14 protein-coding genes are annotated in these 17,005 nt (G+C 47.0%); 13 read left to right on the top strand and 1 reads right to left on the bottom strand.

The window, feature by feature from the left end; translation table 11 throughout:
• The first annotated feature begins 60 nt into the window (after nucleotides 1–60).
• The 11 genes from LS482_RS16425 to LS482_RS16475 all read left to right on the top strand — a co-directional run bounded on the left by LS482_RS16425 (nucleotide 61) and on the right by LS482_RS16475 (nucleotide 12,894).
• Nucleotides 61–1,431, top strand: coding sequence for a M20/M25/M40 family metallo-hydrolase (locus tag LS482_RS16425; protein ID WP_233028599.1), 1,371 nt, complete (start codon nucleotides 61–63; stop codon nucleotides 1,429–1,431).
• Between the two features lie 258 nt (nucleotides 1,432–1,689).
• Entirely contained in the window at nucleotides 1,690–2,526 is an 837-nt protein-coding gene (gene kduI, locus LS482_RS16430) for a 5-dehydro-4-deoxy-D-glucuronate isomerase (protein ID WP_233028600.1), read from the top strand.
• 93 nt (nucleotides 2,527–2,619) lie between these two features.
• Nucleotides 2,620–3,405, top strand: coding sequence for a gluconate 5-dehydrogenase (locus LS482_RS16435; protein WP_233028601.1), 786 nt, complete (start codon nucleotides 2,620–2,622; stop codon nucleotides 3,403–3,405).
• Between the two features lie 54 nt (nucleotides 3,406–3,459).
• A complete protein-coding gene (gene uxaC / locus LS482_RS16440) occupies nucleotides 3,460–4,860 on the top strand; it encodes a glucuronate isomerase (RefSeq protein WP_233028602.1) in 1,401 nt (466 codons plus the stop codon).
• A gap of 64 nt (nucleotides 4,861–4,924) precedes the next feature.
• Complete coding sequence (locus LS482_RS16445; RefSeq protein WP_233028603.1) at nucleotides 4,925–5,929, top strand: sugar kinase; 1,005 nt, start codon at nucleotides 4,925–4,927, stop codon at nucleotides 5,927–5,929.
• A 78-nt stretch (nucleotides 5,930–6,007) separates the two neighbouring features.
• A complete protein-coding gene (locus LS482_RS16450) occupies nucleotides 6,008–6,679 on the top strand; it encodes a bifunctional 4-hydroxy-2-oxoglutarate aldolase/2-dehydro-3-deoxy-phosphogluconate aldolase (RefSeq protein WP_233028604.1) in 672 nt (223 codons plus the stop codon).
• Nucleotides 6,680–6,798: 119 nt separating this feature from the next.
• Complete coding sequence (locus LS482_RS16455; RefSeq protein ID WP_233028605.1) at nucleotides 6,799–7,722, top strand: TRAP transporter substrate-binding protein; 924 nt, start codon at nucleotides 6,799–6,801, stop codon at nucleotides 7,720–7,722.
• Between the two features lie 41 nt (nucleotides 7,723–7,763).
• Nucleotides 7,764–8,231 carry a TRAP transporter small permease gene (locus tag LS482_RS16460; RefSeq protein ID WP_233028606.1) on the top strand — a complete coding sequence of 156 codons (468 nt, stop codon included), beginning with the start codon at nucleotides 7,764–7,766 and terminating at the stop codon, nucleotides 8,229–8,231.
• Nucleotides 8,228–9,517 (top strand): TRAP transporter large permease, encoded by a 1,290-nt coding sequence (locus LS482_RS16465; RefSeq protein ID WP_233028607.1) that lies wholly within the window; start codon nucleotides 8,228–8,230, stop codon nucleotides 9,515–9,517. Before LS482_RS16460 ends, LS482_RS16465 begins: the two co-directional genes overlap by 4 nt.
• A gap of 214 nt (nucleotides 9,518–9,731) precedes the next feature.
• Nucleotides 9,732–11,183, top strand: a complete 1,452-nt coding sequence (locus LS482_RS16470) for a tagaturonate reductase (protein WP_233028608.1) — start codon at nucleotides 9,732–9,734, stop codon at nucleotides 11,181–11,183.
• A 94-nt stretch (nucleotides 11,184–11,277) separates the two neighbouring features.
• On the top strand, nucleotides 11,278–12,894 hold the full coding sequence (locus tag LS482_RS16475; RefSeq protein WP_233028609.1) for a UxaA family hydrolase: 1,617 nt from the start codon (nucleotides 11,278–11,280) through the stop codon (nucleotides 12,892–12,894).
• A 44-nt stretch (nucleotides 12,895–12,938) separates the two neighbouring features.
• Here LS482_RS16475 and LS482_RS16480 read toward each other — a convergent pair whose 3' ends face one another.
• Complete coding sequence (locus LS482_RS16480) at nucleotides 12,939–13,964, bottom strand: LacI family DNA-binding transcriptional regulator (RefSeq protein ID WP_233031847.1); 1,026 nt, start codon at nucleotides 13,962–13,964, stop codon at nucleotides 12,939–12,941.
• Between the two features lie 227 nt (nucleotides 13,965–14,191).
• On the opposite strand from LS482_RS16480, the gene LS482_RS16485 reads away from it, so the two are divergent.
• Together LS482_RS16485 and LS482_RS16490 are read left to right on the top strand one after the other, a co-directional pair.
• A complete protein-coding gene (locus LS482_RS16485; RefSeq protein ID WP_233028610.1) occupies nucleotides 14,192–15,175 on the top strand; it encodes a pectinesterase family protein in 984 nt (327 codons plus the stop codon).
• 35 nt (nucleotides 15,176–15,210) lie between these two features.
• Nucleotides 15,211–16,911, top strand: coding sequence for a glycoside hydrolase family 28 protein (locus LS482_RS16490; protein ID WP_233028611.1), 1,701 nt, complete (start codon nucleotides 15,211–15,213; stop codon nucleotides 16,909–16,911).
• The last annotated feature ends 94 nt before the right edge of the window (nucleotides 16,912–17,005 follow it).

The raw sequence follows: 17,005 nt of genomic DNA on the forward strand, positions 1-17,005 counted from the left end.
TGCGAACGAAAATCAATGTGTTCCCGGAGAATACGATAACTCTAAATTCCCTGACCAACAATGAAAAAATTGCTTCTCCTCGTTTTTCTATGTACCGGACTTTCCCTTGTTGCACAAACCGATGATGAAAAACAGTTAAAGGCCATTTACAATACGGCTTTACTGGATGCCAGGGGCTACGACTGGCTCGAATACCTCTCCAATCAGATCGGAGGGAGGCTGTCCGGTTCGCTGAACGCCGAAATGGCGGTAAAATACACCAAAAAACAACTCGATTCCCTCGGACTGGACAAAGTATGGTTGCAACCGGTAATGGTGCCTAAATGGGTAAGAGGGATTCCCGAGGTGGCCTATATAGAAACGGCTCCCGGCAAAACCACTAACGTGCCCGTTTGTGCCCTTGGCGGCTCGGTGCCTACTCCTGCCGGAGGTGTCAAGGCGCAAGTTGTGGAAGTGAAAGGCATAGATGAACTGAAAAAACTGGGAAGAGAAAAAATAGAAGGGAAAATCGTGTTCTATAACAGGCCCATGCAGGCCGATCTCATTAGTACTTTTGAAGCGTACGGCGGTTGTGTAGACCAGCGTTATGCCGGGGCCATGGAAGCGGCTGAGTTTGGAGCGGTAGGAACCATAGTCCGCTCCATGAACCTGCGCCTGGACGATTACCCGCATGCGGGCTCCATGAGTTACGGGGACCTTCCGGCGGCACAACGGATTCCTGCGGCGGCCATCAGTACCAACGGAGCCGAACTGCTGAGCGGTATGCTGGCCCTGAATCCGGATATCCGTTTTTATTTTAAACAGACCTGCAGGCAGTTTGAGGACGTAAAGTCCTATAATGTCATCGGGGAGATCACCGGAAGTGAACACCCTGATGAAGTTATGGTCGTAGGGGGGCATCTGGATTCATGGGACCTGGGCGACGGGGCACATGATGACGGTGCGGGCTGTGTACAGAGCATGGAAGTACTCCGGTTATTGAAGAAAACCGGCTATACGCCCAGACACACCATCCGGGTAGTGCTGTTCATGAACGAAGAGAACGGCCTCCGGGGCGGGAACAAATATGCCGAAGAAGCGAAGGCAAAAAATGAAAAACACCTGTTTGCCCTGGAAAGTGATGCCGGCGGATTTACCCCGCGCGGTTTTACTTTTGAGTGTAACGATGGGGATTTTGCCAGGATAGAAAGCTGGAAACCGCTGTTTGAACCCTACCTGATACACCTTTTTGAAAAAGGCTACAGCGGGGCAGATATCAGACCGCTGGCGGGAGATGATATCATCCTGGCCGGACTTATGCCCGATTCCCAACGGTATTTTGACCACCACCATGCTGCCAACGATACTTTTGAACACGTAAACAAACGCGAATTGCAACTGGGGGCGGCAACCATGGCTGCCCTTGTCTATTTGGTGGATAAATATATGTAAATATGTGAATTCCGCGTCCGGCTTGCCAAAGGACCGACGAATTCGCAATACATTTTACATAGTTCACAAAATCTTTTAATGCCCGTTATTGGCAGGAAGAAAATATTTGATAGTTTTGTGAATTATGTATCATTACTTATGCTTTTTATTAAAAAAGTGTTTTCAATATTGAAAAAAACAAAAATAATAAAGCATAAGTTAATTTTTGTTTTATATTTGTGTAATCGATTGCATTAACCAAAATATATTTTGTACAACATGACGACATCAGAATTCAGATATGCGGCCAATCCGAAGGACGTAAAGAAGTATGACACACAGGAACTGAGAAATGAATTTCTTATTGATCCCGTATTCCGGGAAGATGAGATCAAGCTAACCTATTCCATGTACGACAGGTACATTGTAGGTGGCGCCATGCCGGTAAAGAAAGACCTCGTTCTGGAAACCATACCTTACCTGAAATCCGAAAATTTCCTGGACCGCCGGGAAATGGGAGTTATTAATGTCGGCGCGATCGGGAAGGTCCTGGTAGACGGGGTGGAATATACGCTCGATAAGAAAGAAGCGCTTTATATCGGTAAGGAGAGTAAGGAAGTGGTCTTTTCCGCTTCGGGCGAAGGACAGCCGTTTTTTTACATCAATTCCGCACCTGCACACCAGAAATTTCCAACTAAAAAAGTAGGCAGGGATGATGCGGAGATCATTCACCTCGGGGAAGATAAATCAGCCAATAAACGGGTGCTGAACAAACTTATCGTAAACAGCATCGTGGAAACCTGCCAGTTGCAAATGGGGCTTACCGAACTTGTGGAAGGAAACATCTGGAATACCATGCCGGTACATACGCATGAAAGACGTATGGAGGCCTATTTCTATTTTGACCTGGAAGAAGGGCAGACCGTTTGCCACTTTATGGGGCAACCGCAGGAAACCCGGCATATTTTTATGCAGAATCACCAGGCGGTGCTTTCACCGGAATGGTCCATACACTCCGGGGCGGGAACGTCAAATTATACTTTTATTTGGGGAATGGCCGGGGAAAACCTGGACTATGGGGACATGGATGTTTGCCCTCCGAATGAAATGAAATAACAGGAACGCGAAAACAAAATCATAGCCCCGCCTGCGGATTGCCTCTGTGCATATTCGGCAGGTAGCGGGCATATAAAAAAAACAGGATTCTTTATGGATTTATTCAGTTTAAAAAATAAACGTGCAATGATCACCGGGGGAACGCACGGCCTTGGAATGGCCATGGCAGAAGGCCTCGGTGAAGCAGGAGCGGAGCTGGTCATTACCGGTACAACACCATCCAAACTGGAAAAGGCCCTGGAGCATTATACTTCCAAAGGATATAAGGCTTCGGGATACATTTTTGATGTTACCGATGAAAAAGCGGCGGCCGAAAATGTCAAAAAAATAGAAAAGGAACAGGGACAGATCGATATTCTGGTGAACAATGCCGGGATAATCAAAAGGGAACTGGCCCTGGATATGGAGGTTGAAGATTTTCGAAGGGTGATTGATGTGGACCTGGTAGGCCCTTTTATCATGAGCAGGCTGGTAGCAAAAGGGATGGTAGAGCGAAAGGCCGGGAAGATCATCAACATCTGTTCCATGATGAGCGAACTCGGGCGTAACAATGTCAGTGCCTATGCCGCAGCCAAGGGAGGACTGAAAATGCTGACCAGGAACCTGGCAACAGAATGGGCGAAGTACAATATCCAGGTGAATGGTATAGGGCCCGGTTATTTTGCTACATCGCAAACAGCGCCCATAAGGGTGGATGGCAATCCTTTTAACGAATTTATTATCAACCGTACGCCTACGGGGAGATGGGGGAATCCGGAAGACCTTGCCGGTACAGCGGTGTTCCTCGCCTCGAAAGCCAGCGATTTTGTCAACGGGCAGATCGTTTATGTCGATGGCGGAATACTGGCTACCATAGGTAAGCCGATGAACGAGAAATAACAGGCCGGATAAAGAAACCTTATTCAATATTCAGATAATTACGATCAGACAACAATGAGTTTTATTAACGACGAGAGCTTTCTGCTGAACAACAAGTACGCGCAGGAATTGTATTTCAATTATGCCGAAAAGCAGCCCATTATCGACTATCACTGTCATTTACCGCCGGAGCAGATTGCCGGGGACAAGGTTTTTGAGAATCTTACACAGATATGGATCTACGGTGATCATTACAAGTGGCGGGCCATGCGTACCCTGGGAATAGATGAAAAGTACATTACCGGCAACGGTACGGATGAAGAAAAGTTCCGTGCCTGGGCAAAGACCGTGCCTTACACCCTGCGCAATCCGTTATATCAGTGGACACACCTTGAACTCAAAAGGTATTTTGGCGTAGAGACCCTGCTCAGTGAAAAAACAGCAGATGAGGTGTACCGGGAAGTCAATCAAAAACTGAATACTCCGGAATACAGTTGCCGTAACCTGCTGAAAAACATGAACGTGGAAGTGGTGTGCACTACCGAAGACCCCACAGATTCCCTGGAGCACCATAAAGCATTGGCAGGCAGCGGTTATGAAGAAGTGAAAATGACGACTTCCTTCCGTCCCGACAAGGCTATTATGATCGCCGACGAAGGGTTTAATGATTATATGGCAAAACTGGGCGAGGCGGCCGGAATGTCCGTTGAAAGCTTTGACGACCTCCGCGATGCACTGAAAAAACGGGTGCAGTATTTCCACGACAACGGCAGCAGGGTATCGGACCACGGCCTGGAACAAATATACAGCGAAGATTATACCGAAGCGGAAGTAAAAGCTATATTTGAAAAGCGTAAGAAGGGAAAAACGGTTACAGATCAGGAAGCGCTGAAGTTCCAGAGTGCAGTGTTGGAATTCCTGTCCGAAACCTATTGCGAATACGGTTGGGTACAGCAGTTTCACCTCGGGGCCCTGAGGAACAACAATAGCAGGATGAACGCCTTGTTAGGACCCGACACCGGATGGGATTCTATCGGTGATTTTCCGCAATCGATAGCGTTGTCCCGTTTTTTGAATAAATTAGACAGCAGAGACAAGCTGACAAAGACCATCCTGTACAACCTGAATCCCGCCGATAATGAAGTTATGGCAACAATGATAGGGAACTTTAATGACGGTAGCGTTAAAGGGAAAGTGCAGTTCGGTTCCGGATGGTGGTTCCTCGATCAGAAGGACGGGATGACCAAACAAATGAATGCACTTTCAAACATGGGGCTTATCAGTTGTTTTGTCGGGATGCTTACGGATTCAAGGAGTTTCCTTTCTTTCCCGAGACATGAATATTTCAGGCGGTTGTTGTGCAACCTCTTCGGTGAAGAAATACAAAACGGGGAGTTGCCGGCCGATATGGAGTGGATCGGAAAGATCATATCGGATATTTGCTATAATAACGCAAACGAATATTTCGGATTTTAATCACACGGGAAGACCGGGAACATGTCCCGGGATTTCCCTGAAATAGTTAATCAATCGGGTTCATATGAACGAAACGGTTACTTTCGGAGAAGTGCTGATGCGCCTTTCCCCGGAAGGAAATAAAAAGATAAGCCAGAGCAACAGGCTGGAGTTTTACTTCGGGGGAACGGAGATGAACGTCGGGGCCTCACTGGCGTATTTCGGCAACGAAGTAAAGCACGTGACCTGTGTTTCGGACGATATTGTCGGGGAAGCCGCCATAAGTACCATGAAAAGGTATGGCCTGGATACGGGGAGTGTTGTAAAATGCAATGCCCCGCTGGGATTGTATTTCCTGGAAGTGGGAGCTGTTATGCGGTCCAGTACCATTGCCTATAACCGGGCGCATTCTGCCTTTTCGGGGATCACTCCCGGTATGGTAGACTGGAAAGAGGTGCTGGCAGGCAGCGACTGGTTCCACTGGACGGGAATAACCCCGGCGATATCCGAAGGGGCCTGGCGTACCCTGGAAGAAGGGCTGAAACAGGCCCGGAAGAACGGTATGAACGTAACGGCCGACCCTACCTACAGGAAGGACCTGTGGAACTATGGAAAAGATGCCCGGAAAATACTGGCCGGATTACTGGAACATTCCACCATTTTTATTGGCGGGGTGAATGAGATCAATGAAATACTGGGAACGGATCATTCCGGGGACAAAGACGGTTTTGTGAAGGCGGCAAAAGAATTGTTAAACAGGGTTCCGTCGCTGACAAAGGTTTTTGACAAGGTGAGGAACGGCGGAAATGCTTCATGCCAGAAGATCAGTGCAAGGGCCTGGAACGGAAAGGAATATCTGGAAACCGAAGCCCTGGAAATTACACACGTAGTAGACAGGATAGGTACGGGAGATGCTTATGCAGCCGGACTCCTGTATGGATTACAGCATTTTGACGACGAAAAGGCCATAACATTTGCCAATGCCGCCTGTGCCCTCAAACACACCATAGCAGGTGATGTCAATTTGGTTTCGGCAGATGAAGTAATGCAGGTTGCCGAGGGCCATATTTCCGGAAGAATAAAAAGATGACCGGAAAGGCCGGTAGTCCGGAATATGAGATGAAAACAGATAAACAATAAACCACAAACAATAAACTACAAACACATCATGTCCCGATTTACAAGAATAGCCGTAGCGTTGAAAATGAAGGAAACCGGAATAGTCCCGGTCTTCTACCACAAGGATATTGAAGTGTGCAAGCAGGTGTTGAAGGCTTGTTATGACGGTGGGGCCAGGGTCTTTGAATTTACAAACAGGGGCGATTACGCACACGAGGTTTTTGCAGCGCTCAACAAATATGCGGAAAAAGAACTTCCGGAACTCATCCTGGGTGTAGGCTCCGTTGTAGATGCGGGAACGACTTCGCTCTACATACAACTGGGAGCTAATTTTATAGTATCGCCCGTACTGAATCCCGAAATGGCCAAGGTGTGCAACCGAAGGAAGATCATGTGGTCTCCCGGGTGCGGTTCGCTTACCGAGATATCCAATGCGGAAGAACTCGGAGCGGAAGTCGTAAAGATATTCCCGGGCACACAGGTTGGCGGCCCCGATTTTGTAAAGGCTGTAAAAGGACCGTTCCCGTGGACAAGCATTATGCCGACCGGGGGAGTGGAGCCAACAGAAGAAAACCTTTCCGCCTGGTTCGGTGCCGGGGTACATTGTGTAGGTATGGGGTCAAAACTCTTCGCCAAAAAAGCGGATGGCGGATACGACCTGGAAGCGGTGACCGCAACCCTGAAAAATGTGATGAAGATAATCGGGAAGATCAGAACGTAAAAAACAAGGCTTCGGAACAACTCATCAATATTAACAGTAAACCAACCCAGCCACGAAATATGATACGAAAATGTAGCTTGATAAAATATACACCTCTTGTTCTGCTCTTAACCTTTTTTGTGTCTTGTCAGGAAGCCAGTAAAGTAAAAGTGATAAGACTGGCGCACGGACTGGACGCTTCCCATCCTGTACACGAAGCAATGACCTTTATGGGCAAACGGCTCGAGGAAAAGTCGGGCGGAACAATGACAATAAAAATATATCCCAGCCAGCAATTGGGAACGGAAAGAGAGTGCCTTGAATTACTCCAGATAGGCAGCCTGGGAATGACCAAGGTGTCCGTCGGTGTCCTGGAAAACTTTGTGCCCGACCTCAAACTGTTCGGATTACCATTCCTCTTCCGGGACAAAGAACACGCGCACAAGGTACTGGATGGAGAAATAGGGAAAGAATTACTGGATGCAAGCATAGGCGTAAGGTTAAAGGGAATGGCCTTTTATGATGCCGGGAGCAGGAGTTTTTATACCAAAAAACCCGTACACAAGCCGGAAGATCTGAAAGGGCTGAAGTTGCGTGTGATGGAAAGCCAGACGGCCATAGATATGGTGCGGAGCCTGGGAGGGTCGCCAACACCCATTTCCTGGGGAGAGCTGTATACTTCGCTGCAACAGGGGATCGTGGACGGAGCGGAGAACAACCTGCCCAGTTTTTACCTCTCCCATCACTATGAAGTGTGTAAATATTACATTATGGACGAACACACCACCCTTCCCGATATGTTACTGATCAGCACCAATATATGGAACTCCCTGAGCGATCAGCAAAAGAAATGGATGGAAGAAGCCGCACAGGAATCGGTGGAATATGAGCGGAAGATCTGGGAAGAAGCCGAAAACCACGCCCTGGAAGAAATTAAAAAGGCAGGAGTTGAGGTGATTTACCCCGAAAAAGAACCGTTCCGGGAAAAAGTGTCGGGGATGTATGAAGCCTTTAAACAGGATGCCCGTTTAAAGGAAATTATCGAAGCGATCCAGGAGGAATAAAATCAATCAATATTTTATATAAAAACCAATCTTAACGGATTATGAAGAAAAAACTAGACAAGTTCCTGGGAGGATTTCTCGTGGTACTCCTTACCATATTGGTAGTGGCCGTACTGTGGCAGGTCTTTTCCAGGTATGTACTTAATGCTCCCAGTTCGGTAACTGAAGAGATAGCGAGGTTTTTGCTCATTTGGGTAGGAATACTCGGGGCAGCATATTGCTCCGGACAGCAGGATCATCTCGCCATAGAGATCCTGCCGCCCAAACTGAATGAAAAAAACAGGGTGAAACTGAAAATATTTATAAACGCCCTTATAATGCTGTTCAGCATTTTCGTATTTGTAATAGGAGGGACCAGGCTGGTATATCTCAATCATATCCTGGGGCAGAGTTCGGCTGCATTGCATTTGCCGTTGTCCTATGTTTACATGGTCATTCCGCTGAGCGGAGTGGTCATCCTACTGTATAAGTGGATAGAAATAAGAAACCCCAAAAACTATTTGATATGATTACGGAGATACTGATATTGCTGATATCGTTTGTACTGTTGCTGGCCATAGGGGTTCCGGTGGCCTGGAGCATAGGAATATCAGGCATGGTAACCATGCTGGTCACAATAGACTCCATCCCTGCATTTACTACGGTGGCACAGCGTATGGCGACAGGATTGGACAGCTTTGCTTTACTGGCCATTCCTTTCTTTGTCCTGGCAGGACAGATCATGAACCAGGGAGGTATAGCCGAAAGATTGATTTCATTTGCCAAGGCGGTGATAGGTGCCCTTCCGGGAGGATTGTCTTATGTCAATGTGATCTCCGCAATGCTGTTCGGAGCCATTTCAGGTTCGGCACTGGCAGCCACTTCGGCCATAGGAGGCATACTGGGGCCGCATATGGAAAAAGAAGGGTATTCCAAAGAGTTCGGAGCGGCACTTAATGTAACCTCTTCCACTACAGGATTGGTTATCCCTCCTTCGAATATCCTTATCGTATATTCCCTGGCAAGCGGCGGAGTGTCCATTGCAGCCCTGTTTGTGGCGGGTTATGTTCCCGGTATTTTAATGGGACTGGCCCTGATGGCAGTAGCTGCGGTCTGGATAAAGCGCAAAAAATACCCTGCCGGTGAAAAATCGACTGTAAAGCATGTGTTTACTACATTCCTGCATGCATTTCCCAGCCTGTTCCTGCTCGTTGTGGTTATCGGCGGTATAGTGGCCGGGATATTCACAGCCACGGAAGCGTCCGGGATTGCAGTATTGTATAGTCTCATCCTCTCTTTTGTTTACAGGGAGATGGACATGAAAAAGCTTTACAAGGTGTTCTTGAGTTCGGTCAGGACCAATTCCATTGTAATGCTGCTTATAGCCACTTCCATGGCCATGTCCTGGGTGATGTCCTATGAAGATATTCCGCAATCCGTAAGTGAGGCGTTACTCGGACTGAGCGATAATAAATACATGATCCTTCTCATGATAAATTTCATCCTGCTCTTCGTAGGGATGTTTATGGATATGACCCCGGCGGTACTGATATTCACCCCGATTTTTTTACCTGTGGTGAAAGACCTCGGAATGGACCCGGTACACTTCGGGATTATGATGGTCATGAACCTGTGTGTAGGTCTTTGTACTCCTCCCGTAGGATCGGTACTCTTTGTCGGTGTCGGTATTGCCAAGACTACCATACAAAAAGTGATCAAACCGTTGATACCGCTTTTTATAGCCATGCTCATCGTCCTTTTACTGGTGACCTATGTTCCGGAAATATCACTGTGGTTACCGAAACTGATGGAATAATACAGAAGATCTGACTATATATCCCGGTTTTGCCCTGCTTTTGGGATTCAGACAGGGTAAAACGAGGAATTACAAGTGTTGCCCAATTTTATAATTGTGCTTTTAACACCAAAATATTTTTTACTGAAAACTAAACAAACTAAACCCGGAAAACCGGGGATTTCAGAGGATGTCCCGGTTTTCAGAACGATTGAAATAAATGGATTTGAAACAGATGAAAAAACTGGACAGGAATAGCCAGGGGCTGGAAGAGAAATTCCCTGTAAAGGTAGTGCAATTCGGAGAAGGCAACTTTTTAAGGGCTTTTGTCGATTATGTGATTGATAAACTTAACACTGATGCAGAATTTCGTGCCGGGGTGGCCGTAGTCCAGCCGCTGAAAAACGGGCTTGTAGATATGCTCAACGACCAGGAAGGACTCTATACACTCTTCATGAAAGGCGTGCAGAAAGGAGAGGAAATACAGGAAAACAGGCTGATATCCTGTATACAGCAGGGGATCAACCCTTATGACAATTTTAATGCTTACCTGGAACTGGCCGAAGAAGAGGAACTGCAATTTGTGATCTCCAACACTACTGAAGCGGGGATCGCATTTGATGAAAATGATAGGCCGGACATGCAGCCACCTTCTTCTTTCCCCGGAAAACTTACGGTTTTGTTGTACCGACGGTTTAAACACTTTAAGGGCAGTCCTTCAAAAGGACTTACCGTTATTCCCTGTGAATTGATTAACAATAATGGCGATGTCCTTAAAGAAGTGATATTGAAATATGTGGATTTATGGGAGCTGGGAAGTGAATTTAAGAACTGGATAACGCAGCACAACAGCTTTCACAATACTCTGGTAGACCGGATAGTCCCGGGATACCCGAAAGATCAACAGGAGGAATACCAAAGCCGGCTGTCTTATGAAGACAAACTGATGGTTTCGGCCGAGACGTTTTTACTGTGGGTGATTGAAGGTGACGATAAATTAAAGGCGAAAATACCTCTGGAAAAAGCCGGACTGGATATAAAAATAGTGAATAGCATACAGCCCTACCGTACGCGAAAGGTCCGTATTCTCAACGGGGCACATACCGCCATGGTACCGTTTTCACTTTTGTATGGCAATGAAACCGTAAAGGAAACCATTGACGGGGAATTTACCGGAAAATTTGTAAAAAAGGCCGTTTTTGACGAAATTATCCCTACCCTGGATATGGAGAAGGAAGAGCTCCGGGATTTTGCGGAACAGATCATGGACCGTTTCCGTAATCCCTTTATAAAACACCGCCTGGCCAGTATTGCACTTAACTCGGTTTCGAAATTTAAGGTCAGGGTACTGCCCAGCCTTACGGGATATTACAGGGAACAAAAACAGCTTCCTGCGTATCTGGTATTTGCCATGGCCTGTCTGATCCGTTTTTACAAAGGAGAATGGCAGGGAAAACAACTCCCCGTGCAGGACAGCGAGGATGTGGTAAAAACATTCCAGGAAGCATGGGCACTTTCCGGTTTCGGGGAAACTGCCGGAAGTATATTGAAGAACGAAGGTTTCTGGGACGAAGACCTCACCCGGACCGTCCCCGGATTAAAGGAAGCCGTAACTACGGCCCTGGAAATGATAGAGGAAAAAGGAATAGAAAAAGGACTGGAAAAATACATGGGATCGATCGGATAACTGAAATGTCTGAAGAGAAAAAACGGTTTAAGGGCAACAAATCCGATTTCTCTGGTATATTGAAAGTCACAGAAGAACTAAAAACTGAACGGAGATGAAAACGAAATTAATAAAGGTACATCCGGAAGATAATGTGGCCGTGGCGCTGACAGACCTCAATGCCGGTGAACGGATTGCTTTTGAAGGCGATGCTATCGAAGTGGTTTCCCATAGCAGGGCCAAGCACAAGATCGCGCTGACGGCCCTTGCAGCCGGAGACCGGATACAAATGTATGGCGTACTGGTGGGAAAAGCCAGTGAAGATATACCGAAAGGAGGACTTCTGACTACGGAGAACGTAGAACACCAAAGCGGAAAGGTGTCGGGGAAGACGGAGACCACTGTCTGGAATGCGCCCGATGTCAGTAAATGGAAAGACAGGACGTTTATGGGCTATCCGCGGGAAGACGGGCAGGTAGGTACGGCCAATGTATGGCTGTTTTTCCCGTTGGTGTTTTGTGAAAACCGGAATATAGAGTTGCTTAAAGACGTTTTTGAAAAAGAACTGTCCTATTACAGGACCAACAGCCAACGACTCCTGCTCCGAAGCCTGATAAGCGGAAATTCAATAGAAACTCCCGTAGCGGAAGAAGAGGAGGAGAAAGGGATTTTTGACAATGTCGAAGTAAAATTTATCACCCACCAGGGCGGTTGTGGTGGTATTCGGCAGGATTCCGTGACGCTCTCCCGTCTTTTGGCAGGTTACGTGAACAATCCCAATGTGGCAGGTGCCACTGTACTGAGCCTGGGTTGCCAGAACCTGCAGATCGATATTTTTAAGGAAGCTGTAAAAAAGATCAACCCGGACCTGAAGAAACCCTTGCTCATTTATGAACAACAGCAAATGGGAACGGTGGAGGAAATGCTGAACGTCATTATCCGGGAATCTTTTGAGGCCATAAAGGAAGCCGATAAGATAAAAAGGGTCCCGGCTCCGCTGTCCAAACTGAAAGTAGGACTGGAATGCGGTGGTTCCGACGGGTTTTCCGGTATTTCTGCGAACCCTGCATTAGGGTATGCCTCCGATCTTCTCACCGCTCTGGGAGGTTCACCGATACTTTCGGAATTCCCGGAATTGTGCGGTGTGGAACAGGAACTCGTAAACCGATGTGTGGAACAGGAAGATGCGGACAAGTTCCTCTCGTTGATGAAAGCCTACGAAAAATCGGCTGTAGATGCCGGGTCGGGCTTTGATATGAATCCGTCTCCCGGGAATATCAAAGACGGCCTTATCACCGATGCCATGAAATCTGCGGGAGCGGCCAAAAAAGGAGGGACATCTCCGGTAGCGGCCGTACTGGACTATACGGAGTATGTAACCAAACCCGGTCTGAACCTGTTGTGTACACCCGGTAATGATGTGGAGAGTACTACGGGGCTGGCCGGTTCGGGAGCAAATATCATTGTGTTTACCACCGGATTGGGAACACCTACGGGCAATCCGGTAACCCCGGTGGTCAAGGTTTCTTCCAATTCGGAACTGGCCCGGAAGATGCCGGATATTATCGATGTGGACACCGGAGCTGTGATCAGGGGGGAGAGGACGATCGAGGAAATGGGAGAGGAAATACTCGATTATATTGTCCGTGTGGCAAGCGGCGAGGAAAAGACCAAAGCCATGCAGCTGAACCAGAACGATTTTATCCCCTGGAAACGGGGAGTTTCGCTCTAAAATAATAGTCGGGAAGGCGTTGTTTAACGTCTCCTTTTTAATTTTTAAACCCTATCTGTCCGGTTTGAAGAATCACGTATAATGAGCTGGGGCGAAAGCACTACCTTTTTTTCAACAGCCACCGAAACTTCCTCGTCTATCTGTTCCAGGAATACCCGGGCAGACATTTTGCCCATTTTTATGGGCGTTTGGTCTACAGTGGTCATTGTAGGCTCGGTATACTGGGTGAACGATTCGTTACTAAAACCGGAAATACAGATGTCTTCCGGAACCTTTATTCCGTTCTTTTTCAGCTCCTGTACCGCACCCAGGGCGGTAAAATCACTGGAAGAAAATATGGCATCCGGCGGGGAAGGGAGCTTCATCAGTTTTTTAACTGCCGCCGTGCCCGATTCCACCTTACTGTTCGTCTGCACGACATAATCCTGGTTAAAAGGCAGGTTATAGTCGGTAAGGGCCTTTAAGTAGCCGTTATACCGGTCTTTGTATATTTCGAGGTTGATATTGCCCAGAAAATGGGCTATCCGCTTGCATCCCTGCCTTATCAGGTGTTCCACAGACATGTAGGCCCCGTTAAAGTCATCAATGGTCACCGAACTCACCCCCGGAATGTTCTTTTTACGGTCAAAGAATACCAGCGGGATGCCTTTTTGCAATACCCTTTTGATGTGGGCGGTGTCTTTTGTGGTTTTTGAAACCGACATAAAGATCCCGTCCACCTGGGCGTTGAGCAGGGTATTGATGTTCTGCACTTCACTTTTGGCATCGTCCCGGTTCTGGCATATGATCACGTGATAGCCATGCGGATAGAGTTCTTCCTCTATGCCCCGGATCACCGAAGAGAAAAAACTCCGGTCCATATAAGGCACCAGGATGCCCACGGTATTGCTTTTGCCGCTCTTCAGGGCAAGGGCCAGCGTATTCTGTTCGTAGTTCATTTCCGCCGCGGTCTTCATGACCAGTTCCCTTGTCTTCAGGCTTATTTTCGGGTTGTTGTTCAGAGCCCTTGAAACCGTGGCCGCGCTGATGTTCAGTTTTTTGGAAATATCGTATATGGTTACCTTGCTCATCGGTATGTACTTTAATCGGATATTGTTCCTGTTAGGCAGGGTGTAAGGACAAATATCCATAAAAAAAGTCAAATGGTTTGTTTTTAGTCCCTGACCTTCCGTGTTTATATGCTTAATTTGGAGCTGCCCCCCCCGTTGTTTTTTCAAAAAAAAACAGATAAAAAATTTGTGTATCTTGCAAAAGAATATAATTTAGTGTAATCGATTACAAAAATTTTCTAAATATAATGAATTCTTTCAAAATGAAGTATGTTTTTACTACAGTTTTATTATTGTGGTGTACTTTTTCCGTAAGCGGAGCTTCCGGTGATAAGGAATATGACTTCGTAGTGGACCAGAGCGGGAACGGGGATTTCAGAACGGTACAGGAGGCTATTGATGCCGTACCGGATTTTAGAAAGTACGAAACGAAGATATTCGTAAAAAACGGAAAGTACAAGGAAAAACTGGTATTGCCCGCTTCCAAGACCAATGTCACACTCATAGGCGAAAGTATGACCTATACCATACTCACTTATGATGACTATGCCTCCAAAAAAAATATTTTCGGGGAAGAAATGGGCACTACGGGCTCTTCTTCCTTTTTTGTCTTTGCCGACGATTTCAAGGCGAGGAATATTACTTTTCAGAACAGTGCCGGGCATGTGGGGCAGGCTGTGGCCATACGGATAGACGGCGACCGGGCGATCTTTGAAAACTGTAAATTCCTGGGGAACCAGGACACCCTTTACCTGCATGGCAAAAACAGCAGGCAATACTATAAAAACTGTTATATAGAGGGTACGGTAGACTTCATTTTCGGCTGGTCTACAGCGGTTTTTGAAAGCTGTGTTGTCAACTGCAAGGGTGAAGGATATGTAACGGCCGCAGCTACGGAAGAGGGAACCCCTTATGGTTTTGTGTTCCTTAACTGCAGGATCACAGGAAGGGGAAACAGGGAATTCTACCTCGGCAGGCCGTGGCGCCCGCATGCAAAGACCGTATTTCTGAACTGTTACATGAGCAGGCATGTAAATCCGGAGGGATGGTACAACTGGAACAAGCCCGAGGCCGAACTCACCACGCTCTATGCCGAATATAATTCCATGGGACCGGGAGCAGCTACGGAAGACAGGGTGCCGTGGTCTTGCCGGTTAAGCGATAAAGAAGCGGAAAACTATACGGTAGAAAACATCCTGAAGGGCGAAGATGACTGGGACCCCCGAAAATAAACCATAAGGAAAATCAGAACTTTAAACCAACCAATATGTTTACAATAAATAAAAGGAGACTGCAGGTCATGTATTTGATCCTGGCAATGTTATTTGCAGTAAAAGGAAAAATATTTGCACAACCGGCCTATTCCGATATCTATAAGGATATTGAATTTAAAATGTCGGGAATAAAAGTCCCCAGCTTTCCCGACTATAGGGTAAGTATTGAGTTTTTCGGGGCCGAGAGCGGCGGGGTAGTGAAGAATACCGGGGCATTTGCCAATGCCATTGACCATGTGGCCGAAAAAGGCGGCGGAACGGTGGTTATACCAAGGGGAATGTGGCTTACCGGACCTATTACACTGAAAAGCAATGTGGAACTGCATGCCGAAGAGGGAGCATTGGTAGTATTCAGCGATGATTTTGACGATTACCCGTTGGTAAAGACCAGTTTTGAAGGACTCAATACCTACAGGTGCCAATCTCCGATAAACGGCAGAAACCTGAAAAATATTGCTATTACGGGAAAAGGGATATTCGACGGTAGCGGAGATGCCTGGAGGCCCGTAAAAAGAGGTAAAATGACCGCGAGCCAATGGAAAAAGAAAGTGCGGTCCGGCGGTGTGCTCAGCGATGACGAAAAGATATGGTATCCTTCGGAAAAATCGAAAAGAGGAGATAACAAAGGCAATTTTAATGTTCCCGATTTTAAGAGCAGGGGAGACTTTGAAACCGTTAAGGACTACCTGAGGCCGGTTTTACTAAGCCTGGTTAATTGTAAGGGCGTATTGCTGGACGGCCCTGTTTTTCAGAATTCCCCGGCATGGAACCTGCACCCGCTGATGTGCGAGGACCTTATTATCCGGAACCTTACCGTTCGCAACCCCTGGTATTCGCAGAACGGGGACGGACTCGACCTGGAATCCTGTAAAAATGCGGTGATCTACAACAATACTTTTGATGTGGGAGACGATGCTATTTGCTTTAAATCCGGTAAAAACGAGACCGGGAGGAAAAGGGGAATGCCGACGGAAAATGTGATCGTAAAAAACAATACCGTATATCACGGTCACGGCGGGTTTGTCATCGGAAGTGAAATGTCGGGGGGCGTAAAAAACGTGCATGTGAGCAACTGTACCTTTATCGGGACGGATGTGGGGCTCCGGTTCAAGAGCACCCGCGGAAGGGGAGGCGTAGTGGAAAATATTTATATCTCCGATATCAACATGAAAGATATTCCGACGGAAGTCATCCGGTTCAATATGTTCTACGGGGGGAATTCTCCCATACTCGAAGAAGACCAGGACGCCGAAACCGAAGCCAGGGACAAAAAACCGGTACCTGTTACCGGGGAAACACCTGTTTTCCGGAATATTTTCATGAAAAATATTACTGCGGTAAATTCTGAAGTCGCAGCGTTCTTTATGGGGCTTCCGGAAATGAAACTGAAGAACGTGCACCTGGAAAATGCCTACCTGGAAGCCAAAAAAGGGATTACGGCGATAGATACGGATGTATTGGCATTCAAAAATGTAACCATAGCCAATACACAAGGTGTGCCGTTAACCATATACAATGGAAAAAACATAACATTAAAAGGGGTAAAGACCGGTAAAAAACACGAATCGCTATTGCAAATATCGGGCAGGGACAACGCGGAGATCTCCATAGGGGGAAGTGATATCCCGGCAGCGAAGATTTTATACGGAAATGACGATGCCAGAAAGGCCGTGAAATTTCAGGGAATAAAATGATGACATTTAATTTCCGGTTGCAAAACAGGGACACAACGACCTGCACGACCATATGGATTCTTCAAAAGGCCGGGAGAAATATATAACAAAAATC

It is taken from the genome of Sinomicrobium kalidii (genome assembly GCF_021183825.1).
GTDB classification, from domain to species: Bacteria; Bacteroidota; Bacteroidia; order Flavobacteriales; family Flavobacteriaceae; genus Sinomicrobium; species Sinomicrobium kalidii.

What these genes read in the sequence shown, in the direction of transcription:
- LS482_RS16425 (WP_233028599.1), top strand. Translation starts at nt 61, where the DNA reads ATGAAAAAATTGCTTCTCCTCGTTTTTCTATGTACCGGACTTTCCCTT.
- kduI (WP_233028600.1), top strand. Translation starts at nt 1,690, where the DNA reads ATGACGACATCAGAATTCAGATATGCGGCCAATCCGAAGGACGTAAAG.
- LS482_RS16435 (WP_233028601.1), top strand. Translation starts at nt 2,620, where the DNA reads ATGGATTTATTCAGTTTAAAAAATAAACGTGCAATGATCACCGGGGGA.
- uxaC (WP_233028602.1), top strand. Translation starts at nt 3,460, where the DNA reads ATGAGTTTTATTAACGACGAGAGCTTTCTGCTGAACAACAAGTACGCG.
- LS482_RS16445 (WP_233028603.1), top strand. Translation starts at nt 4,925, where the DNA reads ATGAACGAAACGGTTACTTTCGGAGAAGTGCTGATGCGCCTTTCCCCG.
- LS482_RS16450 (WP_233028604.1), top strand. Translation starts at nt 6,008, where the DNA reads ATGTCCCGATTTACAAGAATAGCCGTAGCGTTGAAAATGAAGGAAACC.
- LS482_RS16460 (WP_233028606.1), top strand. Translation starts at nt 7,764, where the DNA reads ATGAAGAAAAAACTAGACAAGTTCCTGGGAGGATTTCTCGTGGTACTC.
- LS482_RS16465 (WP_233028607.1), top strand. Translation starts at nt 8,228, where the DNA reads ATGATTACGGAGATACTGATATTGCTGATATCGTTTGTACTGTTGCTG.
- LS482_RS16470 (WP_233028608.1), top strand. Translation starts at nt 9,732, where the DNA reads ATGAAAAAACTGGACAGGAATAGCCAGGGGCTGGAAGAGAAATTCCCT.
- LS482_RS16475 (WP_233028609.1), top strand. Translation starts at nt 11,278, where the DNA reads ATGAAAACGAAATTAATAAAGGTACATCCGGAAGATAATGTGGCCGTG.
- LS482_RS16480 (WP_233031847.1), bottom strand. Translation starts at nt 13,964, where the DNA reads ATGAGCAAGGTAACCATATACGATATTTCCAAAAAACTGAACATCAGC.
- LS482_RS16485 (WP_233028610.1), top strand. Translation starts at nt 14,192, where the DNA reads ATGAATTCTTTCAAAATGAAGTATGTTTTTACTACAGTTTTATTATTG.
- LS482_RS16490 (WP_233028611.1), top strand. Translation starts at nt 15,211, where the DNA reads ATGTTTACAATAAATAAAAGGAGACTGCAGGTCATGTATTTGATCCTG.